This is a genomic window from Salmonella sp. SSDFZ69 (genome assembly GCF_004010755.1).
Classification (GTDB): Bacteria; Pseudomonadota; Gammaproteobacteria; order Enterobacterales; family Enterobacteriaceae; genus Salmonella; species Salmonella enterica.
The window spans coordinates 331,997-355,728 of record NZ_CP034831.1; the positions used below are offsets into that span (position 1 = coordinate 331,997).

At 52.5% G+C, this 23,732-nt stretch carries 18 protein-coding genes and 1 pseudogene; 13 read left to right on the forward strand and 6 right to left on the reverse strand.

The window, feature by feature from the left end; all coding sequences use genetic code 11:
* Positions 1-34 precede the first annotated feature (34 nt).
* From EOS98_RS01555 to yhhY, 5 genes are all read right to left on the reverse strand, one after another.
* Positions 35-1,069 (reverse strand): phosphotriesterase, encoded by a 1,035-nt coding sequence (locus EOS98_RS01555; RefSeq protein WP_000675710.1) that lies wholly within the window; start codon positions 1,067-1,069, stop codon positions 35-37.
* Positions 1,066-2,037 (reverse strand): DMT family transporter, encoded by a 972-nt coding sequence (locus tag EOS98_RS01560; protein ID WP_001038949.1) that lies wholly within the window; start codon positions 2,035-2,037, stop codon positions 1,066-1,068. The genes EOS98_RS01555 and EOS98_RS01560 overlap by 4 nt, the downstream gene beginning before the upstream one ends.
* 53 nt (positions 2,038-2,090) lie before the next feature.
* The gene (locus tag EOS98_RS01565) at positions 2,091-2,852 is read right to left on the reverse strand and encodes a glutamine amidotransferase (RefSeq protein ID WP_126523780.1); all 762 of its coding nucleotides are present in this window, start codon (positions 2,850-2,852) and stop codon (positions 2,091-2,093) included.
* Positions 2,853-2,867: 15 nt separating this feature from the next.
* Complete coding sequence (locus EOS98_RS01570; RefSeq protein ID WP_000667440.1) at positions 2,868-4,082, reverse strand: PfkB family carbohydrate kinase; 1,215 nt, start codon at positions 4,080-4,082, stop codon at positions 2,868-2,870.
* A gap of 264 nt (positions 4,083-4,346) precedes the next feature.
* Positions 4,347-4,835 carry an N-acetyltransferase gene (gene yhhY, locus EOS98_RS01575; RefSeq protein ID WP_001290278.1) on the reverse strand — a complete coding sequence of 163 codons (489 nt, stop codon included), beginning with the start codon at positions 4,833-4,835 and terminating at the stop codon, positions 4,347-4,349.
* A gap of 470 nt (positions 4,836-5,305) precedes the next feature.
* Between yhhY and EOS98_RS01585 the strand changes: the two genes are divergently transcribed.
* From EOS98_RS01585 to gntU, 5 genes are all read left to right on the forward strand, one after another.
* Positions 5,306-6,343: an oxidoreductase gene (locus tag EOS98_RS01585; protein WP_126523782.1), complete on the forward strand. Its 1,038-nt coding sequence runs from the start codon at positions 5,306-5,308 to the stop codon at positions 6,341-6,343.
* A 123-nt stretch (positions 6,344-6,466) separates the two neighbouring features.
* Complete coding sequence (locus EOS98_RS01590) at positions 6,467-7,162, forward strand: pirin family protein (RefSeq protein WP_000639789.1); 696 nt, start codon at positions 6,467-6,469, stop codon at positions 7,160-7,162.
* A gap of 129 nt (positions 7,163-7,291) precedes the next feature.
* Positions 7,292-8,287, forward strand: a complete 996-nt coding sequence (gene gntR, locus EOS98_RS01595; RefSeq protein WP_000730239.1) for a gluconate operon transcriptional repressor GntR — start codon at positions 7,292-7,294, stop codon at positions 8,285-8,287.
* Between the two features lie 138 nt (positions 8,288-8,425).
* The gene (gntK, locus tag EOS98_RS01600) at positions 8,426-8,959 is read left to right on the forward strand and encodes a gluconokinase (protein WP_000108342.1); all 534 of its coding nucleotides are present in this window, start codon (positions 8,426-8,428) and stop codon (positions 8,957-8,959) included.
* Positions 8,956-10,296 carry a gluconate transporter gene (gene gntU, locus EOS98_RS01605; protein WP_000105950.1) on the forward strand — a complete coding sequence of 447 codons (1,341 nt, stop codon included), beginning with the start codon at positions 8,956-8,958 and terminating at the stop codon, positions 10,294-10,296. Before gntK ends, gntU begins: the two co-directional genes overlap by 4 nt.
* 113 nt (positions 10,297-10,409) lie before the next feature.
* On the opposite strand, the pseudogene EOS98_RS25070 reads toward gntU, so the two are convergent.
* Positions 10,410-10,484 (reverse strand): annotated as a pseudogene (locus EOS98_RS25070) (MarC family protein); the annotation flags it as partial.
* A 234-nt stretch (positions 10,485-10,718) separates the two neighbouring features.
* On the opposite strand from EOS98_RS25070, the gene asd reads away from it, so the two are divergent.
* The 8 genes from asd (at position 10,719) to EOS98_RS01650 (ending at position 23,720) form a co-directional block, all read left to right on the forward strand.
* Complete coding sequence (gene asd / locus EOS98_RS01615; protein ID WP_000799940.1) at positions 10,719-11,825, forward strand: aspartate-semialdehyde dehydrogenase; 1,107 nt, start codon at positions 10,719-10,721, stop codon at positions 11,823-11,825.
* A gap of 346 nt (positions 11,826-12,171) precedes the next feature.
* Entirely contained in the window at positions 12,172-14,358 is a 2,187-nt protein-coding gene (gene glgB, locus EOS98_RS01620; protein ID WP_126523783.1) for a 1,4-alpha-glucan branching enzyme, read from the forward strand.
* Positions 14,355-16,331 carry a glycogen debranching protein GlgX gene (glgX, locus tag EOS98_RS01625; protein ID WP_000192491.1) on the forward strand — a complete coding sequence of 659 codons (1,977 nt, stop codon included), beginning with the start codon at positions 14,355-14,357 and terminating at the stop codon, positions 16,329-16,331. Before glgB ends, glgX begins: the two co-directional genes overlap by 4 nt.
* Positions 16,332-16,345: 14 nt before the next feature.
* Positions 16,346-17,641 (forward strand): glucose-1-phosphate adenylyltransferase, encoded by a 1,296-nt coding sequence (glgC, locus tag EOS98_RS01630; RefSeq protein ID WP_000253994.1) that lies wholly within the window; start codon positions 16,346-16,348, stop codon positions 17,639-17,641.
* On the forward strand, positions 17,641-19,074 hold the full coding sequence (glgA, locus tag EOS98_RS01635; protein ID WP_001197669.1) for a glycogen synthase GlgA: 1,434 nt from the start codon (positions 17,641-17,643) through the stop codon (positions 19,072-19,074). Before glgC ends, glgA begins: the two co-directional genes overlap by 1 nt.
* A 19-nt stretch (positions 19,075-19,093) precedes the next feature.
* Positions 19,094-21,541: a glycogen phosphorylase gene (gene glgP / locus EOS98_RS01640; RefSeq protein WP_000993424.1), complete on the forward strand. Its 2,448-nt coding sequence runs from the start codon at positions 19,094-19,096 to the stop codon at positions 21,539-21,541.
* Positions 21,542-21,671: 130 nt separating this feature from the next.
* A complete protein-coding gene (locus EOS98_RS01645) occupies positions 21,672-23,165 on the forward strand; it encodes a PstS family phosphate ABC transporter substrate-binding protein (RefSeq protein ID WP_127821133.1) in 1,494 nt (497 codons plus the stop codon).
* A gap of 9 nt (positions 23,166-23,174) precedes the next feature.
* The gene (locus tag EOS98_RS01650) at positions 23,175-23,720 is read left to right on the forward strand and encodes a hypothetical protein (RefSeq protein WP_126523784.1); all 546 of its coding nucleotides are present in this window, start codon (positions 23,175-23,177) and stop codon (positions 23,718-23,720) included.
* Positions 23,721-23,732 lie beyond the last annotated feature (12 nt).

Here is a 23,732-nt window from a genome sequence, read left to right on the forward strand (position 1 = left end):
CAGGCCCGGTGTCAGACACCGGGCTATTTGCAGATTATGCCGTGAGTAATCGGGCTGGATTATCAATACAAAGCTTGCGCAGAGTATCGTTGTCTACTCCGCGAGCAGCCAGATAGGCGAGGAAGACATTCGGGACAAACCCCCAGCCATTTCCGCCATTTTTCGCCCACATCTGTTTGAGAAAAACATCATGGCTTAAAACGATTTGGTCGGCGTAACCCAGTGCAATCAGATTCGCTACTGCATCTGCGGTCTCCTGAACGCCCGGCGCGACACCTTCTTTTGGAAAGGTGATGTCCAGACCAATCATGTCAAATTCAAGCCATACGCCGCGGTCGAGCATTTTACGTTGATAGACGACATCTTTTCCTGAAGGGTCCGAATGTGCCAGCGAGACTTTTGCCGGAGAGACGTTCATTTCTTCCAGCACGATATCCAGCACCTCATCACCCAGTCGCAGCCACCCTGGCATATGGATATTCATCGCCGTGTGGGGGTTGTTACATTGTGCCAGAGACGCTGCCCGCAGGCTGTTACGCTCCGCTTGGGTAAACGCGGGAGATACGCCGATTTCACCGATCATGCCAGCGCGAATATCCGTCTCGCCAATACCCTGATTCAGTTCTTTATCAATGAGTGAGGCTAACAGCTCAACAGGTTTATGGATCCGGGTACTTTCAAATTTCTCCAGATAAGGTCCGGATGACGCAACGATATTCAAACCCGTTTTTAAGGCAACTTCTCGTAGCGCTGAGGCGTCCCGTCCAATGGATTCTGATCCGGTGGCGTCGACAATCGTCCTGCCGCCTAAAGACATAAAGTTATTGATTTCGAAGATAACATCATCAATCTCTTTGCGGTCCATGTTATCGGCGCAGCAGTATGGGTCGTGTTTCAGCCCCCACTGCAGGTCAGCACTGACTTTCTTTCCCACCAGTTGCTGTGAAAAAGCATAATGTGGCTCGTCTACGACCGAAGACAGATCGTTAAACAGATGTTCATGCGGTAGCGTCAGCCCCATATCCGTATGCGCCACCGGGCCTGTTACGGTTTGCAGGAAACCTTTCATTCTGACACCTCCATTCTTTGCGCCATTTTGGATGCTCTGTATTCAGGGATGGTGGTCACAATCGCACCGACTAACGCGAACAGCGTACCGATGATGGTGACCAGGTAGACCGTATTGCCTAATGAAGGGATCAATTCATCAATTAGCACTGAGCCAAGCAGTTGGCCTGCTGTTGACGCTACGCCCAGCATCAATAGCCCTAAGCCTCTCACCAGAATCGCCATTAGCCCGATGGACAGCAGACCCAGCGGACCACCGAGATACATCCACCATGTATCGGGTAACTGGATGGTGACATGGCCTAATGCGATACGTATCGCCAGCGCCGCGCCCAGGACACAAAAGCCGACGATGAAGTTCCATGTAATGGACACCAGCATGGAGCCCGTTGCCTCGGCGACTTTAGCATTCCCCGCAGGCTGCCAGCCAGCGAGTAACCCTGCCAAAAAGGGGAGGATAGCGAGCAGGATAAACGAGGTTGAGTGCCACTGTGGCGACACGACAAAAATGGTGGCGATAACGGCGAACAATGCGCCAGTAATGCGCCATGGCGTAAAATATTTCTTCTCCTCCACACCGATGCCAAAACGGTCGCACAGCAGGCCGGAAAGAAGCAGGGCAGAAATTAATGCCGTTTGAAAGGTGGCAACGCCCAGCGCGCTGGCGGATGCGCCTTCAGAAAATACGACCATAGCCCCGCATAATCCTGCAAACCAATTCCATAGCGGGATTTTTCTCTTTTTAATCAGAGTAGGGATTGAGGCGAATTGCTGGCGTGTTTCTTTGCGCGCAATAATAATAAAAAACATGACGACCAGACCGCTGGCAAACGAGATTACTGCGCAAGCATTACCGTCTTGTAACCAATGTCCTAACTGCCCATTAACGGCAGACTGCATCGGGGAAAGCATACCGGCTAAGATGGTGGCAAGCATCAGTAAGGGGGTTGAGTACTTATTCTTGTTCATACATCAATCCTTATATTTTATAAAAGGAGTAACTTTCGTTACTCCATTGTTTTTTATTTTCTGGCGATGAATTGAAGCGTGTTGACCCACAGGTCGGTATAAAATGGCCATGACATAAACTGCTGGGTTCCCCAGTGTGGGGAGCAGTCACTCATAAAGCAGGCGGTTTTACCCTGTTGGTATTCACCGAACACTAACAATGGGTCATTATTTATTGTTAATACGACATCGGCATCGTCTCTGGCGACGGCCTGGTTATATCCAAGAAATACTGGATAATCTGAGAACCCGTTAACAACAGGATGTTCAGGTGAGACAGCATCAGCACAGATACCCTCTGGCTTTTCTACCCGGTCATCGCCATCAAGCATAATAACTGGCAGAACCTCAGCAAGAACGGTGTTCTTATAATTGGCTTTTGCCTCAATACCCATAAATGACAGATAACCGCCAATCATGAGTAGTCCACCGCCATTTTTGACGTACTCTTTAATGGACTCCAGAGCGTTTGGTTTTATTTTTAGCTGATAAAATGTCTCGTTTTGCAACAGGAAGGTATTACTACCAATGTCGCTAATAACAATCACATCGTAACGGTTTAATTCGTCAATACTCTCTGGAAAGGCAATTTGTACCGTGTGGGCAGGCATGTAATCAATATCAACGCCGCCTTTCCTCAAGCATTCCAGTAACCATGTAGCGCCTTCTTCATATTTACTGGAGGTGAAACTGTCATAACCTTTTGAATGAATCATATGAATATGCCAGGATTCTCCAATAAAGAGCACCTTTAGTTTTTTCTGCGTATTGTTCATAGTCTGCTCCTTGATTTAGTGAGTAGAGATAGTTTGTTTGTAATGTGAACCCTGAATACGATGAAGAACGGAGTCGTTTTCCGGCATATCAGAGGCATTAGGCGTTTCAACCGCAAGTGAGGCAAATGCGCTGGCGTAGCACAATGCGGATGCCAGTGACTTTCCTTTTGCAAGACCAGATGCGAGGGCGCCATTGAAAGCGTCACCCGCTCCCGCCGTATTTTTTACAACTGCCGGAAATGCCGGGGAATAGATGAATTGTGTGCCATCATAAGCAAGCGAACCTTTGCTACCTAATGTAATAATGGTATTTTTGACGCCTTTCTGATGAATAATTTTGGCCGCGCATTTGGCTGATTCGATATCATTAACCGCCATATTGGCCAGCAGGCCGGCTTCCGTTTCATTTGGCGTAATATAGTCAATGTTATCAATGATGGTGTTAACCATGTCATTGTACGGCGCTGGATTGATGATGACCGGTATGTCATTTTTTTGTGCGAGACGAATTGTTTGCTGCAGCGCTTCGTAATTCGTCTCCAGTTGGACAAGAACAATATCTGAATGAACAATGGCTTCTTTCTGAATGGTGATTTCATCAGGGGAAATTGTCATGTTGGCGCCAGGGTAGATAGCGATGACGTTATCTCCGGTATCTCCATTCACCATGATAGTTGCTGTACCTGTTTGTGTTTCTTTGGTCTGGTAGATAACACTTTTATGGATTTTTGATGAGTTTATAAAATTAATGGCGTAATCGCTAAAATGGTCTGAGCCGACTTTAGTAATAAAATGCACATCAGAATCGGCATAGCTTGCTGCTAATGCCTGATTACATCCCTTACCGCCGGGTGAAAAAATAAATTTATCGGCCAGCAATGATTCTCCCGTTGAGGGTAATCTCGGTAGATAACTGATGATATCAACATTGAACGAGCCAATAACACATACATTATTTTTCATGGCAGAGAGACCTTTTTTTATTTTCTGCGCTGATTCATATTTTTCCAGCACATAAGCAATTTCATTTTTTGCGACGTTATCAAGAGAATCAAGGGTAATAAATGCACCACCATGACAGCGAGTAAGATATCCCTGTCCGGCAAGTTCATTGAGATCTGAACGAATAGTTTCCTTTGTTACCTTGAGACTTTTCGCCAGATTTGAAACTTTTACAACTCCCGAAATACTGAGTTCCTTCAATATTCTATGATGGCGTTCAAATTTCATTTTTTACCTCACCGTGGTTAAATTAGTCCCGGGAGGAGTATATTGTTGTGATTGTCACCATAAAGTGATGGCAGAAACCAAAAAAAAACAAAAATGTAATATTGATATTGCTAAAATTACGGAAAAAACGGTGATAAAGCTTAAAGTGGTAATAACCATGAAATTCAGATGGTTATTGTTTTGATATAGGGGAAGTAGGTTGCAATAACTGGAATGTTGTGAAGGTTTGTGACGTTTCGCCCCACAGGGTGGGGCGGGGAAACTTTATTTCACGCGCGCCATAAAGTACGCATCAACGTACTCACCGTTGCGCAGGCCGTATTTCTTACCGGTGCCTTCGATTTCAAAGCCGTACTTCTTATACACCGCCACGGCGGGCTCGTTATCAACAAACACCGTTAACTCGATACGGTCAACGCGCAGCCAGTTGTCACACATGTCGATCATCGTGCGGATCAGCGCGCTGGCAATGCCGCGATTGTGCCACCGGGCATCCACGCAGATGCCAAAATCGGCCACGTGGCTGCGGCGAGGACGTTGGGTGACCTGAATAGAAAGATGGCCAACGACAATATCGTCAATGCAGGCAACCAGTTGTTTAACCCCGGCTTGCTCGGTTAGCCGCGCCTGCCACATTTCGAGGGAAGGATGAGGAACCTGTAGCGTGTTGTGGTACACCTCCGGCTGGGCGTGGATCTGACGAATGGCATCGTAATCTTTCGGTTCAGCGTGGCGTATCACTATTTCACTCATTCCTTATCTCCTGCAGGGTTAATTGTGTATTTACACTCGCTGAGAAAGAAAATTCCGTCAACCGCATTTTTTTTGCAAAAAGAAGTAGACAACTGCGAATGAGAATGATTATTATTGCCTTGCATTCAGGGGAACCCCTACGGAGAACCTGAAAGCACGACATTGCTCACATTGCTTCCAGTATTATTTTGGCCAGCTTTTGCTGGCTTTTTTTTTGGGGGTTTTGTTTCAGCCTGGCTTACTTGTCATTTTGTCCCCGGGAAGTGCTCGTGCTCCTCACGTACATTTAGTACGCTCCGGGCCCTGCGCGCTTGCCGTGAACAAACTGACCGCGACGCCGACGGCTGATCTTGAGGCATCTGCTTTTGTAGGCCCGAAAAGGCTTCTCCGCCACCGTCAAAGAATCCAACATTCAGTCTCCTCACGCTTTGCGCTATGGTGTAGACAATCATCTTCAAAAGGATCGTCTCATGACCTTACACTGCGCATTTATTGGATTCGGCAAAAGCACCACCCGTTACCATCTCCCCTACGTTCTGAATCGGAAAGATACCTGGCATGTCGCGCATATTTTCCGTCGTCACGCTAAACCGGAAGAGCAGGCGCCGCAGTATTCGCATATTCACTTCACCAGCGATCTGGATGAGGTGTTGGGCGATCCGCAGGTAAAACTGGTGATCGTCTGTACCCATGCTGACAGCCATTTCGAATACGCCAAACGCGCGCTGGAAGCGGGTAAAAATGTGCTGGTTGAGAAACCTTTCACGCCGACGCTGGCGGAGGCAAAAGTGTTGTTCGACCTGGCGCGAAGCAAAGGACTGACCGTCACGCCGTATCAGAATCGGCGTTTTGATTCCTGTTTTCTTACTGCTAAAAAAGCGATTGAGAGCGGGAAACTGGGCAAGATTGTCGAAATTGAAAGCCATTTCGATTATTACCGCCCGGTAGCAGAAACCAAACCGGGCCTGCCGCAGGACGGCGCATTCTATGGACTTGGCGTCCACATCATGGATCAAATTATTTCGCTATTTGGCCGTCCGGATCATGTCGCGTATGACATTCGTAGCCTGCGTAATAAAGCGAATCCGGATGACACCTTTGAAGCGCAACTGTTTTATGGCGATTTGAAGGCTATCGTTAAAACCAGCCATCTGGTGAAAATCGACTATCCGAAGTTTATTGTTCACGGCACCAAAGGTTCGTTTGTGAAATACGGTATCGATCAACAAGAAACCAGCCTGAAAGCGAACATTATGCCTGGTGAACCCGGTTTCGCCGCTGACGAATCCGTCGGCGTGCTGGAATATGTTAACGATGACGGCGTGACCGTGAAAGAAGAGGTGAAACCGGAAACGGGTGACTATGGTCGCGTCTATGATGCGCTGTACCAGACGTTGACCGTCGGTACGCCTAATTACGTCAAGGAATCTGAAGTTCTTACCAACCTGGAAATCCTCGAACGTGCCTTCGAACAGGCAACGCCTGCGACGATAACCCTGGCTAAATAGCCCTTACAGACTCCTCTGCGCTTATTCATATTTTTTGAACAGAGGAGTCAATTTTCACCCTCTATGATCCCGGACGGAATGAGTCCACACTTATTCCATCGAAAACATCTGGGGGTGAACACAATGATCTACTTACGCAAAGCAAACGACCGCGGTCATGCGAATCATGGCTGGCTTGACTCCTGGCATACCTTTTCTTTTGCCGATTATTACGATCCGAACTTTATGGGGTTCTCGGCGCTGCGTGTGATTAACGACGATGTGATCGACGCAGGCCAGGGGTTCGGCACGCATCCGCATAAAGACATGGAAATTTTGACCTATGTGCTGGAAGGCGCCGTAGAACACCAGGACAGTATGGGCAATAAAGAACAGGTTCCGGCAGGTGAATTCCAGATTATGAGCGCCGGGACCGGCGTTCGCCACTCCGAGTACAACCCGAGTAAAACGGATCGTCTGCGGCTGTATCAGATCTGGATCATTCCGCAAGAGACCGGCATCACGCCGCGCTACGAACAGCGTCGCTTCGACGCCGCGCAGGGCAAGCAACTGGTGCTTTCGCCAGATGCTCGCGATGGTTCGCTGAAGGTCCACCAGGATATGGAGCTGTACCGCTGGGCGCTGCTCAAAGATGAACAGTCGGTGCATCAGATTGCCGCTGAGCGCCGCGTCTGGATACAGGTGGTAAAAGGTAACGTGACCATTAACGGTACTAAAGCCACCACCAGCGACGGCCTGGCGATTTGGGATGAGCAGGCAATCTCGATTCATGCCGACAGCGACAGCGAAGTGTTGCTGTTTGACTTGCCGCCAGTCTAACGTGCTGTAACCTTTTGTAGGCCGGATAAGACGCGAAAGCGTTGCCATCCGGCTTTTCATCGTTTGTCATTAATTCCGCACGTCCGTGGTAAACTGGGCAAATCTATCCCTTTTATACCTTTCAGGACGATGAAAAAGAAAAGACCCGTACTTCAGGATGTGGCCGACCGTGTGGGCGTGACCAAAATGACGGTCAGCCGTTTTTTGCGTAATCCGGAGCAGGTCTCCGTCGCGCTGCGGGGTAAAATTGCGGCTGCGCTTGATGAGCTCGGGTACATTCCTAATCGCGCGCCTGACATTCTTTCCAACGCCACCAGCCGCGCCATTGGCGTTCTGCTGCCGTCTTTAACCAACCAGGTCTTTGCGGAAGTGTTACGCGGCATTGAGGCTGTCACCGACGCCCACGGGTATCAGACCATGCTGGCGCACTACGGCTATAAACCGGAAATGGAGCAGGAGCGCCTGGAATCGATGCTCTCCTGGAATATCGACGGCCTGATCCTCACTGAGCGTACCCATACGCCGCGCACCTTAAAAATGATCGAAGTCGCCGGGATTCCGGTGGTGGAACTGATGGACAGCCAGTCGCCGTGTCTCGATATTGCCGTTGGTTTTGACAACTTCGAGGCCGCCCGTCAGATGACCGCCGCGATTATCGCGCGTGGTCATCGTCATATCGCCTATCTGGGGGCGCGCCTCGACGAACGTACTATCATCAAGCAGAAGGGCTATGAACAGGCGATGCGGGACGCAGGACTGGTTCCTTACAGTGTGATGATGGAGCAATCTTCATCCTACTCTTCCGGTATCGAACTCATGCGCCAGGCGCGACGCGAATACCCACAGCTTGACGGTATTTTTTGCACCAACGATGACCTGGCGGTGGGGGCGGCCTTCGAATGCCAGCGCCTGGGGCTAAAAATCCCGGACGACATGGCGATCGCCGGGTTCCACGGTCATGACATCGGCCAGGTGATGGAACCGCGTCTGGCAAGCGTCCTGACGCCGCGCGAGCGAATGGGCAGCATTGGCGCGGAACGTCTGTTGGCCCGCATTCGCGGCGAAACGGTCACGCCAAAAATGTTAGATTTAGGTTTCACCTTGTCACCGGGCGGATCTATTTAGTCTGACAACTTTGAAGTAGCTCACACTTATTCACTTTTGGCACGAATGGTCATTGCGTCGTGAATGGTGCGGTTGGACAATGTTACCGATAACAGTTACCCGTAACAAATTTTGCAACTTGTAGAGTGGGGGCCCGCTTTGAGCACGACTAATCATGATCACCACGTTTACGTTCTGATGGGCGTATCAGGCAGCGGTAAATCCGCTGTCGCAAGCGCCGTGGCGCATCAGCTTCATGCCGCGTTTCTGGACGGCGATTTTCTGCATCCGCGCTGCAATATTGAAAAAATGGCTTCCGGCGAGCCGTTGAATGATGATGACCGCAAACCGTGGTTGCAGGCGCTGAACGACGCCGCTTTCGCGATGCAGCGTACCAATAAAATCTCGCTGATTGTCTGTTCCGCACTGAAAAAACACTATCGCGACCTGCTGCGCGAGGGAAACCCGAATCTCTCCTTTATCTATCTGAAAGGTGATTTCGACGTCATTGAAAGCCGTCTGAAAGCGCGCAAAGGTCATTTCTTCAAAACCCAGATGCTGGTGACGCAGTTTGAAACGCTGCAAGAGCCGGGTGCCGACGAACGCGATGTTCTGGTGGTGGATATCGACCAGCCGCTGGAAGGCGTTGTGGCGAGCACCATTGAGGTCATCAATAAAGGCAGTACGCTGTGAGTACATTAACACTGGTTTTAACCGCCGTCGGTTCCGTCTTACTGCTGCTGTTTCTCGTGATGAAGGCGCGTATGCACGCCTTCGTCGCGTTAATGGTCGTCTCAATGGGCGCGGGGCTTTTTTCAGGGATGCCGCTTGATAAAATCGCCGCGACCATGGAAAAAGGGATGGGCGGCACGCTGGGCTTCCTGGCGATTGTGGTCGCGCTGGGGGCGATGTTCGGTAAAATTCTGCATGAAACCGGCGCGGTCGATCAGATAGCCGTGAAAATGCTTAAATCCTTTGGCCATAACCGCGCGCACTATGCGATTGGCCTTGCCGGGCTGATTTGCGCGCTCCCGCTATTCTTTGAAGTGGCGATTGTGCTGCTGATAAGTGTGGCGTTCTCTATGGCGCGTCATACCGGCACAAACTTGGTGAAGCTGGTCATTCCGCTGTTTGCGGGCGTGGCGGCAGCCGCGGCGTTTTTGTTGCCTGGGCCTGCGCCGATGCTGCTGGCTTCCCAGATGCATGCTGATTTCGGCTGGATGATCCTGATTGGGCTGTGCGCCGCCATTCCTGGCATGATTATCGCCGGGCCGCTGTGGGGGAATTTTATCAGCCGCTACGTTGAGCTGCGTATTCCTGACGACATTACCGAGCCGCATCTGGGTGAAGGTAAAATGCCTTCTTTCGGCTTCAGCCTGTCGCTGATCCTGCTGCCGTTGGTGCTGGTAGGGCTGAAAACGATCGCCGCGCGTTTTGTGCCGGAAGGTTCCACCGCTTACGAATGGTTTGAGTTTATCGGCCACCCCTTCACTGCGATTCTGGTCGCTTGTCTGGTTGCGATTTACGGCCTGGCGATGCGTCAGGGGATGCCGAAAGACAAAGTGATGGAAATCTGCGGCCACGCGCTGCAACCGGCGGGCATTATCTTGCTGGTGATTGGCGCAGGCGGGGTGTTCAAACAGGTACTGGTTGACTCCGGCGTCGGCCCGGCGCTGGGCGAAGCGTTAACCGGTATGGGACTGCCGATTGCCATTACCTGCTTTGTGCTGGCGGCGGCGGTGCGCATCATTCAGGGTTCCGCGACCGTGGCGTGTTTAACCGCGGTCGGTCTGGTGATGCCGGTCATAGAGCAACTGAATTTCTCCGGCGCGCAGATGGCTGCGCTCTCTATCTGTATCGCCGGCGGTTCAATTGTGGTTTCTCATGTTAACGACGCCGGTTTCTGGCTGTTCGGTAAATTTACCGGCGCGACCGAAGCACAGACGCTGAAGACCTGGACGATGATGGAAACTATCCTCGGCACGGTCGGCGCGATTGTCGGGATGATTGCTTTCCAACTGCTGAGCTGAGTCTTGTTGCCCGGTGGCGCGGTGCTTACCGGGCCTGGAAACGGGCACATATCGACACCGTAAGCCGGGTAAGGCGTAATCGCTACCCGGTTTTTTATTGAGGTGTGCATGGCAATCGCCCAACGACGTTTTGCCTCGCCATGTTTCAGTACGCGCATAAAAACAGGCAAATTTCTACGCTGATCCATAATTAGGATCAATAAAACAGCGACGGAAATGATTCCCTTCCTAACGCAAATTCCCTGATAATCGCCACTGGACTTTCTGCTTGCGCGGTAAGGCAGGATAAGTCGCATTACTGATGGCTTCGCTATCATTGATTAATTTCACTTGCGACTTTGGCTGCTTTTTGTATGGTGAAGGATGCGCCACAGGATACTGGCGCGCATACACAGCACATCTCTTTGCAGGAAAAAAACGCTATGAAAAATGTTGGTTTTATCGGCTGGCGCGGAATGGTCGGCTCTGTTCTCATGCAACGCATGGTAGAGGAGCGCGATTTCGACGCTATTCGCCCTGTTTTCTTTTCTACCTCCCAGTTTGGACAGGCGGCGCCCACCTTCGGCGACACCTCCACCGGCACGCTACAGGACGCTTTTGATCTGGATGCGCTAAAAGCGCTCGATATCATCGTGACCTGCCAGGGCGGCGATTATACCAACGAAATTTATCCAAAGCTGCGCGAAAGCGGATGGCAGGGTTACTGGATTGACGCGGCTTCTACGCTGCGCATGAAAGATGATGCCATTATTATTCTCGACCCGGTTAACCAGGACGTGATTACCGACGGCCTGAACAATGGCGTGAAGACCTTTGTGGGCGGTAACTGTACCGTTAGCCTGATGTTGATGTCGCTGGGCGGTCTCTTTGCCCATAATCTCGTTGACTGGGTATCCGTCGCGACCTATCAGGCCGCCTCCGGCGGCGGCGCGCGCCATATGCGCGAGCTGTTAACCCAAATGGGTCAGTTGTATGGCCATGTCGCCGATGAACTGGCGACGCCGTCTTCCGCAATTCTTGATATTGAACGCAAAGTTACGGCATTGACCCGCAGCGGCGAGCTGCCGGTGGATAACTTTGGCGTACCGCTGGCGGGAAGCCTGATCCCCTGGATCGACAAACAGCTCGATAACGGCCAGAGCCGCGAAGAGTGGAAAGGCCAGGCGGAAACCAACAAGATTCTCAATACTGCCTCTGTGATTCCGGTTGATGGTTTGTGTGTGCGCGTCGGCGCGCTGCGCTGTCACAGCCAGGCGTTCACCATTAAGCTGAAAAAAGAGGTATCCATTCCGACGGTGGAAGAACTGCTGGCGGCACATAATCCGTGGGCGAAAGTGGTGCCGAACGATCGTGATATCACTATGCGCGAATTAACCCCGGCGGCGGTGACCGGCACGTTGACTACGCCGGTTGGTCGTCTGCGTAAGCTGAACATGGGGCCAGAGTTCTTGTCGGCGTTTACCGTAGGCGACCAGTTGTTATGGGGCGCCGCCGAGCCGCTGCGTCGAATGCTGCGCCAGTTGGCGTAGTAGCTATTGCAGCGCTTATCGGGCCTGCGTGTGGTTCTGTAGGCCGGATAAGGCGCGCTCGCGCCGCCATCCGGCGGGGGAATTTGTGTTAAACCAGGGGTGCATCGTCACCCTTTTTTTGCGTAATACAGGAGTAAACGCAGATGTTTCATTTTTATCAGGAGTTAAGCAGAGCATTGGCTATTCTTTAAGGGTAGCTTAATCCCACGGGTATTAAGCCTAACCTGAAGGTAGGACGACGCAGATAGGATGCACAGTGTGCTGCGCCGTTCAGGTCAAAGAAGTGTCACTACCTGATGTTGAATTCAGTGAGATGGAGTGACGCCACAAAACAGGATGACAAACCATGTCCAGTCGTATCGATAGAGACGTGATTAATGCGCTAATTGCAGGACATTTTGCGGACCCTTTTTCCGTACTCGGAATGCACCAGACCCAAGCCGGACTAGAAGTCCGCGCCCTATTACCTGACGCCACCGACATATGGGTGATTGAACCCAAAACCGGACGTAAAGTCGGCAAACTGGAATGTCTCGACGCTCGCGGTTTTTTCTGCGGCGTTTTACCCCGACGTAAAAATTTCTTTCGCTATCAGCTCGCCGTGACCTGGCACGGACAGCAGAACCTCATCGACGATCCTTACCGTTTTGGTCCATTAATACAGGAAATGGATGCCTGGCTATTGTCGGAAGGCACCCACCTGCGTCCTTATGAAACGCTGGGCGCGCACGCCGATACGATGGATGGCGTCACCGGCACCCGTTTCTCCGTCTGGGCGCCTAATGCTCGTCGCGTTTCGGTTGTCGGGCAATTCAACTATTGGGATGGGCGTCGCCACCCGATGCGTCTGCGCAAAGAGAGCGGTATTTGGGAGCTGTTTATCCCCGGCGCGCATAATGGACAACTGTATAAATTCGAGCTGCTTGATGCGAACGGTAATCTGCGCATTAAAGCCGATCCCTATGCTTTTGAGGCGCAGATGCGTCCGGAAACGGCGTCGATGATTTGCGGACTGCCGGAGAAAGTGACGCCAAGCGAAGAACGACAAAAAGCCAATCAGTTTGATGCGCCGATCTCGATTTATGAGGTGCATTTAGGTTCATGGCGCCGCCATACGGATAACAATTTCTGGCTGAGCTATCGTGAGCTGGCGGATCAGCTTGTGCCTTACGCCAAATGGATGGGCTTTACGCACCTTGAACTCTTGCCGGTCAACGAACATCCGTTTGACGGCAGTTGGGGCTACCAGCCGACCGGCCTCTACGCGCCGACCCGCCGCTTTGGTACGCGGGACGACTTCCGCTATTTCATCAATGCGGCCCATGCGGCGGGCCTTAACGTCATTCTCGACTGGGTGCCGGGCCATTTCCCGTCCGATGAATTTAGCCTCGCGGAGTTTGACGGCACCCACCTCTATGAGCACAGCGACCCGCGCGAGGGCTATCACCAGGACTGGAATACGCTGATCTACAACTATGGTCGTCGTGAAGTCAGTAATTATCTGGTGGGTAACGCCCTGTACTGGATGGAGCGTTTTGGGATTGATGCGCTGCGTGTCGATGCGGTGGCCTCTATGATCTACCGCGACTACAGCCGCAAAGAGGGCGAGTGGATACCGAACGAGTTCGGCGGTCGTGAAAACCTGGAAGCCATTGAGTTTCTGCGCAATACCAACCGCATTATTGGCGAGCAGGTGCCCGGCGCGGTCAGCATGGCGGAAGAGTCGACAGACTTCGCTGGCGTGACGCGTCCACCGGAAACGGGCGGCCTGGGGTTCTGGTACAAGTGGAATCTGGGCTGGATGCACGACACGCTGGACTATATGAAGCTGGACCCGGTGTACCGCCAGTATCATCACGACAAGCTGACCTTTGGTATGTTGTACAACCATACCGAAAACTTTGTTCTGCCGCTGTCGCACGATGAGGTGGTTCACGGCAAAAAATCCATTCTCGATCGTATGCCGGGCGATGCGTGGCAAAAATTTGCTAACCTGCGCGCCTATTATGGCTGGATGTGGGCCTTCCCCGGCAAGAAACTGCTGTTTATGGGGAATGAGTTTGCCCAGGGACGCGAGTGGAACCATGACGCCAGCCTCGACTGGCACCTGCTGGAGGGGGGCGATAACTGGCACCACGGGGTTCAGCGTCTGGTACGCGATCTCAACCACACCTATCGCCACCATAAAGCGTTGCATGAGCTGGATTTTGATGCTTACGGCTTTGAGTGGCTGGTGGTCGATGACAATGAACGCTCGGTACTGATTTTTGTACGCCGTGATAAAGCCGGTAACGAGATCATCGTCGCCAGCAACTTTACGCCCGTGCCTCGCCACGACTACCGCTTTGGCATCAATCAGCCGGGACGCTGGCGTGAAATTCTCAATACTGATTCGATGCATTATCACGGTAGCAACACCGGCAATGGCGGCGTGGTGCACAGCGATGAGATCGAAAGCCATGGCCGTCAGCACTCTCTTAACCTGACGTTACCGCCGTTGGCGACGATCTGGCTGATGCGGGAGGGGGAATGACGCAGCTTGCGATCGGCGAAGCAACGCCGCATGGCGCAACGTATGACGGTCATGGCGTGAATTTCACGCTCTTTTCCGCCCATGCGGAGCGCGTAGAGCTGTGCGTTTTTGATTCCCGAGGGAATGAGCGTCGCTATGACCTGCCAGGACGTCGCGGCGATGTCTGGCATGGTTATCTGGCAGGCGCCAGGCCAGGTTTGCGCTATGGCTATCGCGTACATGGCCCGTGGCAGCCAGCGCAGGGGCATCGGTTTAATCCGGCGAAGTTACTGCTTGACCCTTATGCGCGCCGGGTCGAGGGCGAACTAAAAGATCATCCGCTGTTGCACGGCGGACACGATGAACCGGACTACCGCGATAACGCGGCGGTGGCGCCGAAAAGCGTGGTAATCAGCGACCATTATGACTGGGAAGATGACGCCGCGCCGCGCACGCCGTGGGGAAAAACGGTCATCTATGAAGCGCATGTCAAAGGGCTTACCTACCTGCATCCGGAACTCCCCCAGGAGATACGCGGCACCTATAAAGCGCTCGGTCATCCGGTCATGGTGGCGTACTTCAAACAGCTTGGCATTACGGCGCTGGAACTGTTGCCGGTAGCGCAGTTTGCCAGCGAGCCGCGCCTGCAACGTATGGGGCTGACCAATTATTGGGGTTACAACCCGATGGCGATGTTCGCGCTGCATCCCGCCTGGGCCAGTTCGCCCGAGACGGCGCTGGACGAGTTTCGCGATGCGGTGAAAGCGCTGCATCGCGCGGGGATTGAGGTCATTCTGGACATCGTATTAAACCATAGCGCCGAGCTGGATCTGGACGGTCCAACCTTCTCCCTGCGCGGAATTGATAACCGTAGCTATTATTGGATAAGGGACGATGGCGATTATCACAACTGGACGGGGTGCGGCAACACGCTCAATTTAAGCCATCCCGGCGTGGTGGAATACGCGTGCGAGTGTTTGCGCTATTGGGTGGAAACCTGTCATGTCGATGGTTTTCGTTTTGATTTGGCGTCCGTCATGGGGCGCACGCCGACGTTTCGCCAGGATGCGCCGCTGTTCGCCGCGATTAAAGCGTGTCCTGTGTTATCAACGGTCAAGCTGATTGCTGAACCGTGGGACATTGGCGAGGGCGGCTATCAGGTCGGGAATTTTCCGCCACCGTTTGCCGAGTGGAACGACCATTTTCGCGATGCGGCCCGCCGATTCTGGTTGCCGCGTAACCTGACGACCGGGGAGTTTGCCTGTCGTTTCGCCGCTTCCAGCGATGTGTTTAAACGCAATGGCCGCGCGCCCGGCGCCTCTGTCAATCTGCTCACGGCGCATGACGGTTTTACGCTCCGGGACTGCGTCTGTTTCAATCAGAAACACAATGAGGCGAACGGTGAGGAAAATCGCGACGGCACCAACAGCAATTACAGCGACAATCATGGTAAAGAAGGATTAGGCGGTCCGCTTGATTTAATGGAGCGGCGGCGCGACAGCATTCATGCCCTGCTGGCGACGCTACTGCTCTCTCAGGGAACGCCGATGCTGCTGGCAGGCGATGAACATGGCCATAGCCAGCACGGCAACAATAACGCCTACTGTCAGGATAATGCCTTAACCTGGCTGGACTGGCAGCAGGCAAACCGTGGGTTAACCACGTTTACCGCCGCGCTGATTCGTTTGCGTCAGCAGATACCGGCTTTAACCGGCAATAGCTGGTGGGAAGAAGGCGATGGCAACGTGCGTTGGCTAAATAAAAACGCGCAACCCTTGAGTGCGGATGAGTGGCAAAACGGGCCTAAGCTGATGCAAATTCTGTTGTCGGACCGTTTTCTGATTGCGATAAATGCCACGCTTGAGGTGACAGATATAGTTTTACCCGAAGGGGAATGGCGCGCCGTTCCCCCATTCGCTGGAGAGGATAATCCGGTGATAACGGCGGTCTGGCAGGGACCTGCGCATGGACTGTGTGTGTTCCAGAGAGGATAAAAAAGGAGTTAATCATGGTGAGTTTAGAGAAGAACGATCGTGTAATGTTGGCGCGCCAGCTGCCATTGAAATCTGTTGCCCTAATCCTGGCCGGCGGCCGCGGCACGCGTCTAAAAGATTTAACGAACAAACGCGCCAAACCAGCCGTCCACTTTGGTGGGAAGTTCCGCATCATCGATTTCGCCTTATCTAATTGTCTGAACTCCGGGATTCGCCGTATCGGCGTGATCACTCAGTATCAGTCCCATACGCTGGTGCAGCATATTCAGCGCGGCTGGTCACTGTTTAGCGAAGAGATGAACGAATTTGTCGATCTGCTGCCAGCCCAACAGCGTATGAAGGGCGAAAACTGGTATCGCGGCACGGCAGACGCGGTGACCCAGAACCTGGATATTATTCGTCGCTATAAAGCGGAATATGTCGTCATCCTGGCAGGCGATCATATCTACAAGCAGGACTACTCGCGTATGTTGATCGATCACGTTGAAAAGGGCGCGCGTTGCACGGTGGCCTGTATGCCGGTGCCGATCAAAGAAGCGACGGCGTTCGGCGTGATGGCGGTCGATGAAAGCGACAAGATTATTGATTTTGTCGAAAAACCGGCGAATCCCCCCGCAATGCCTGGTGACGCCAGCAAAGCGCTGGCCAGTATGGGCATTTACGTTTTTGACGCCGATTACCTGTATGAATTGCTGGCGGCAGACGATAAAGATGACGCGTCCAGCCACGATTTCGGTAAAGACATTATCCCCAAAATCACCCGCGAAGGTATGGCTTACGCGCATCCTTTCCCGCTCTCCTGCGTGCAGTCCGATCCGCAAGCCGAACCGTACTGGCGCGATGTAGGTACGCTGGAAGCTTACTGGAAGGCGAACCTGGATTTAGCCTCGGTGACGCCGGAGCTGGATATGTATGACCAGAACTGGCCTATCCGTACGCATATGGAATCGCTACCGCCTGCGAAATTCGTGCAGGACCGCTCCGGTAGCCACGGTATGACGCTGAACTCGCTGGTCTCCGGCGGCTGCATTATCTCCGGTTCGGTGGTGGTGCAATCTGTGCTCTTCCCACGGGTGAGAATAAATTCTTTTTGTAATATTGATTCGGCAGTGTTGTTACCTGAGGTTTGGGTAGGGCGCTCCTGCCGTTTACGTCGCTGTGTTATTGACCGTGCCTGTATTATCCCGGAAGGCATGGTGATTGGTGAAAATGCGGAAGAGGACGCTCGTCGTTTCTACCGTTCAGAAGAAGGTATTGTACTGGTCACGCGTGAAATGCTGCGCAAACTGCAGGTCAAACAGGAGCGATAATGCAGGTTTTACATGTATGTTCAGAGATGTTCCCCCTGCTGAAGACTGGGGGGCTGGCGGATGTGATAGGCGCGTTGCCTGCGGCACAAATTGCGGATGGTGTTGATGTTCGCGTTCTGCTTCCTGGGTTTCCCGATATCCGTCGGGGGATACCCGATGCGCATGTGGTGAGCCGCCGCGATACTTTCGCAGGTAAGATATCGCTGCTGTTCGGGCATTATAACGGCGTGGGCATTTATCTGATCGACGCGCCGCATCTGTACGAGCGTCCAGGCAGTCCCTATCACGATACGAATTTATATGCCTATACCGATAACGTGCTGCGCTTTGCCCTGTTAGGGTGGGTCGGCTGTGAAATGGCCTGCGGACTTGATCCATTCTGGCGCCCCGACGTGGTGCACGCCCATGACTGGCACGCCGGGCTGGCGCCCGCCTATCTGGCGGCGCGCGGGCGGCCGGCGAAATCGGTCTTTACCGTACACAACCTGGCCTATCAAGGCATGTTTTATGCAAAGCATATGGATGACATCGAACTGCCGTGGTCATTCTTTAATATGCATGGGCTGGAGTTCAACGGACAACTCTCCTTTTTGAAGGCCGGTTTGTACTATGCCGACCATATTACGGCGGTGAGCCCGACCTATGCGCGTGAAATTACCGAACCGCAGTTTGCTTATGGTATGGAAGGCCTGCTGCGTCAGCGTCATCTGGAAGGGCGCTTGTCCGGCATACTGAACGGCGTGGATGAGAAGATCTGGAATCCGGAATCCGATCTGCTGCTGGCGTCGCGCTACACGCGCGATACCCTGGAAGAGAAGGCGGAAAACAAACGTCAGCTACAAATTGCGATGGGGTTGAAGGTTAACGACAAAGTGCCGCTGTTCGCCGTGGTAAGCCGTCTGACCAACCAGAAAGGTCTGGATCTGGTGCTGGAGGCGTTACCGGGGCTGCTGGAGCAGGGCGGGCAGTTGGCGCTACTCGGCGCGGGCGATCCGGTGCTTCAGGAAGGGTTCCTCGCGGCGGCGGCGGAACACCCAGGGCAGGTTGGCGTACAGATCGGCTATCACGAAGCTTTCTCGCATCGCATTATGGGCGGCGCGGACGTTATTCTGGTGCCCAGTCGTTTCGAACCGTGCGGCTTAACGCAGTTATATGGCTTAAAGTATGGCACGCTGCCTCTGGTGCGGCGTACCGGGGGGTTGGCCGATACGGTCTCCGACAGTTCGCTGGAAAATCTGGCGGACGGTATCGCCAGCGGTTTTGTCTTCGAAGACAGTAACGCCTGGTCGTTGCTACGCGCGATTCGGCGTGCTTTTGTGTTGTGGTCACGGCCTTCGCTTTGGCGGTTTGTACAACGGCAGGCGATGGCGATGGATTTTAGCTGGCAAGTTGCCGCGAAATCATACCGCGAGCTGTACTATCGCTTGAAATAGTCATCCAGGAATCATTTATATGAATGCTCCGTTTACTTATGCATCGCCCACACTCAGCGTTGAGGCGCTTAAGCATTCTATTGCCTATAAGCTGATGTTTACGATTGGTAAAGACCCGGTCATTGCCAATAAACATGAATGGCTGAACGCCACGTTGTTCGCGGTGCGCGATCGTCTGGTGGAGCGCTGGCTGCGTTCTAATCGAGCCCAATTATCGCAGGAAACCCGGCAGGTTTATTACCTGTCGATGGAGTTTTTGATTGGTCGTACCCTCTCTAACGCGCTGCTCTCGCTGGGCATTTATGACGACGTTAAAGGCGCGCTGGAGGCCATGGGCTTAGATCTCGAAGAGCTGATCGATGAAGAGAATGACCCAGGGCTTGGCAACGGCGGCTTAGGACGGCTGGCGGCTTGCTTCCTGGACTCGCTGGCGACGCTAGGATTACCGGGTCGCGGGTATGGCATTCGCTACGATTACGGCATGTTTAAGCAGAATATTGTCGACGGGCGGCAAAAAGAATCTCCGGATTACTGGCTGGAATATGGCAACCCGTGGGAGTTCAAGCGCCACAATACGCGCTATAAAGTGCTTTTTGGCGGGCGCATTCAGCAGGAAGGTAAAAAAGCGCGCTGGATTGAGACGGAAGAGATTCTGGCCGTCGCGTATGATCAGATCATCCCCGGTTACGACACCGACGCCACTAACACACTGCGGCTGTGGAATGCGCAGGCCAGTAGTGAAATCAACCTCGGTAAATTCAACCAGGGCGACTACTTTGCGGCGGTGGAAGATAAAAACCACTCTGAGAACGTTTCACGGGTGCTTTACCCGGACGATTCCACCTATTCCGGACGAGAGCTACGCCTGCGCCAGGAGTATTTTCTGGTATCGGCGACGGTGCAGGATATCCTGCACCGTCATTATCAACTGCATAAAACCTATGAGAATCTGGCGGATAAAATCGCCATTCACCTCAATGATACGCATCCGGTGCTGTCAATTCCGGAGCTGATGCGCCTGCTGATTGATGAACATAAATTTAGCTGGGACGACGCGTTTGAGGTGTGCTGTCAGGTCTTCTCTTACACCAACCATACGTTGATGAGCGAGGCGCTGGAAACCTGGCCCGTCGATATGCTGGGGAAAATTCTGCCCCGTCACCTGCAGATTATCTTCGAGATTAACGACTATTTCCTTAAAACGTTGCAGGAGCAATATCCCAACGATACCAGCCTGCTTGGACGCGCGTCGATTATTGATGAGTCGAACGGTCGCCGGGTACGGATGGCCTGGCTGGCGGTGGTAGTCAGCCATAAAGTCAACGGCGTTTCTGAACTCCATTCCAACCTGATGGTGCAGTCGTTGTTCGCGGATTTTGCGAAGATTTTCCCGACCCGTTTTTGTAACGTCACGAACGGCGTTACGCCGCGCCGCTGGCTGGCGCTGGCAAACCCGCCGCTTTCTGACGTGCTGGATGAGAATATTGGTCGTACCTGGCGTACCGATCTTAGTCAGCTCAGCGAGCTGAAGCAGCATTGTGATTATCCGCTGGTCAATCATGCGGTGCGTCAGGCGAAGCTGGAAAATAAAAAGCGGCTGGCGGTAGTGATAGCGCAACAACTGAATGTGGTGGTGAACCCTAAAGCGTTATTTGACGTGCAGATTAAGCGTATTCACGAATACAAGCGGCAGTTGATGAATGTACTGCATGTCATTACCCGCTATAACCGCATTAAAGAAAATCCGGAGGCCGACTGGGTGCCGCGGGTGAATATTTTTGCCGGTAAGGCGGCTTCCGCCTATTACATGGCAAAACACATTATTCATCTGATCAACGACGTGGCGAAAGTGATTAACAACGATCCGCAGATTGGCGACAAGCTGAAAGTGGTGTTTATCCCGAACTACAGCGTCAGCCTGGCGCAGGTGATCATTCCCGCTGCCGACCTGTCTGAGCAGATTTCGCTGGCAGGGACAGAAGCTTCCGGCACCAGTAATATGAAATTTGCCCTGAACGGCGCGCTCACCATTGGTACGCTGGATGGCGCGAACGTAGAGATGCAGGAGCATGTCGGCGAGGAGAATATCTTTATCTTCGGTAATACTGCCGAAGAGGTGGAAGCGTTGCGCAGGCAGGGTTATAAGCCTCGCGACTATTATGAAAAAGATGAAGAGCTACATCAGGTACTGACGCAGATTGGTAGCGGCGTCTTTAATCCGGAAGAGCCAGGTCGTTACCGCGATCTGGTAGATTCGCTGATTAACTTTGGCGATCACTATCAGGTGCTGGCGGACTACCGCAGCTACGTGGACTGCCAGGATAAGGTGGATGAGTTGTATCGTCGCCCGGAAGAATGGACGACGAAAGCGATGCTCAACATTGCCAATATGGGCTACTTCTCATCGGACAGAACCATCAAAGAGTATGCCGAAAATATCTGGCATATTGATCCGGTGCGGTTGTAGCGGTTTAACGCTTGAGAACGGGGCCAAACGGCCCCGTTTTTTATGCGTGTATTTCGGAAAAGTGCGGGGGAAGGGGGAGATATCTGCAGGTTTATACTTTGCGCTGATACAGGGATGGGTGAAGCAAAATATGAAGATGCAAAGGAGCTTAACATCATTGGTGATGGCGTTTATCGGCGTGCCGCTGCTGGTGAACATTATTACGATTATCGTGGGGGGAATGTGGGCGTACATTAGCGTTCTTGAAAATAGTATCCCCGTCGCGCGATCTATTGAGGAGGCGACCATTATCCCGGTAGCGCTTCTGGGCGCAGGGTTAATTTTTCTTTGTGGCCGAATATGGGGAAAGGGAAATGCATCAGAGGTAAATCCAGAATGGCGTGATTGCTGCCTGCTTATGCCCGCTCTGGTGGTGCTGATGGGGTGGGTCATCCTGATGTTTCTCACCGATCTTAATATTCGCGCGATAGGGCGTAAACCCCTCGCCCAGGTAGTGCAAACGCTTTGGTTAGTACCCAGCGTAATATCCTTTTTCAACGGCTGGGTATGGGCAGTGTTGCTCATCCCGGTTGGCTCGCAGCTCTGTTTTGCATTGGGGTATGGCGGTGCGCGTTGGGGAGTGCTACGCGGCGGTGCGGGCTACTCTTGTCGTAATCTGCTGGTGATTTGCCTGCTGTTTTTCGGGAGCTGTGCCGTATATCAGTCACATCTTTATGCCGTGAAGTATCCCGCTCCCGAGAGCAGTGAATATCTTTATTTCCGCGATTATCAGGCGCACACATGGGGCAACAAGCTAACCGGGCTGCGCGATGAACCGACACTTTTGCTCACTCAAAATTGGCCGCGGCTCGATGGCGCAACGGCTGGCTTGCCGTTATACGCCTCGGCTTTTTATGCGCTTACGCGCTTTCCGGATGATATCTGCCCTGAAGACTACCTTGAAAACCAGGGAACCATTGAAGCCTATCAAAATATCCTTAACGGTAATGCCGATCTTATTTTTGTCGCCCAGCCTTCCACTGCTCAAAAGCAATTGGCCGAGGCCAGTGGCGTAAAACTGGTTTACACCCCCTTTGCACGTGAAGCGTTTGTGTTTATCGTCAACCAAAACAATCCCGTGTCATCGTTGAGTGATGTACAAATTCGCGGCATTTTTAGCGGAAGAATCACCCACTGGAATGAGGTAGGCGGAGAGGCAATCGACATTAAGCCCTGGCAGCGACCGGAAAACTCTGGCAGCCAAACGGCGATGCTGGCGAAGGTAATGAAAGAAACGAAGCTGATGCCAGCGCAAACAACATCAGTGGCAACCGCGATGGGGGAAATGGTGGATATCGTGGCTGAGTATCGCAATACGCACAACGCCATTGGCTATACCTTTCGTTATTACGCTACGCAGATGCACAGCAATAAAGAGATTAAATTACTGGCGATAAACGATGTTGCCCCGACGGTTGAAAATATTCGTAACGGCAGTTACCCGTACACGGTTGATGTTTATATGGTCACCCGTGAACACCCCACAGTGGAAACACAAAAGCTGGTGGACTGGTTTCTAAGCCCGCAGGGACAGCAGTTGGTGCAGGATGTAGGATATGTGCCGCTGTATCCGGCCGCGAAATAAAGGGACTAAATGGAAGAGGTTAAATTATATGTGGAACGGGTAGGCGTAGACCCGGCCAGCGGCGCGGATATTCGTATTGCACGGCGTGAATCCACTTCGTGGCATAAAGATATTGTTGCTGAGCTGATTAATCAGGTCCTCCGGTGTGGTGCAACATTAATCATCATCGCTGTGCTGACCGCCTGCGATGATCGCCAGGTAAGCTATTTTCCTGATTATGCCGCCATACCCGAGCAGTCCGGTATCTGGACCTGGCTGCCTGTGTTCTTTCCATCGTCCGCCAGTGAAATAGAAATGACGTTTAACCTGGACAGCAATCTTTTTTATGCTGAATTTAGCGTGGCCGACGGTGATAAACGTGCGCATTTTGAAAGCGTGCTGGGGGAGGAGAGCGTGGTTCATTATGCCAACTTTCCTCATAAAAGCTGGTGTAAAACGGGGAAAACTCTCTGGAATAGCGAAGCGCGGGCAAAACCCTTCTTTATTACCAAAATAAGTGTCGATCGCTACCGTATCACTAATCATATGCCCGGCTGTACAAAACCCGGCGAGTGAATGCGGTATGTG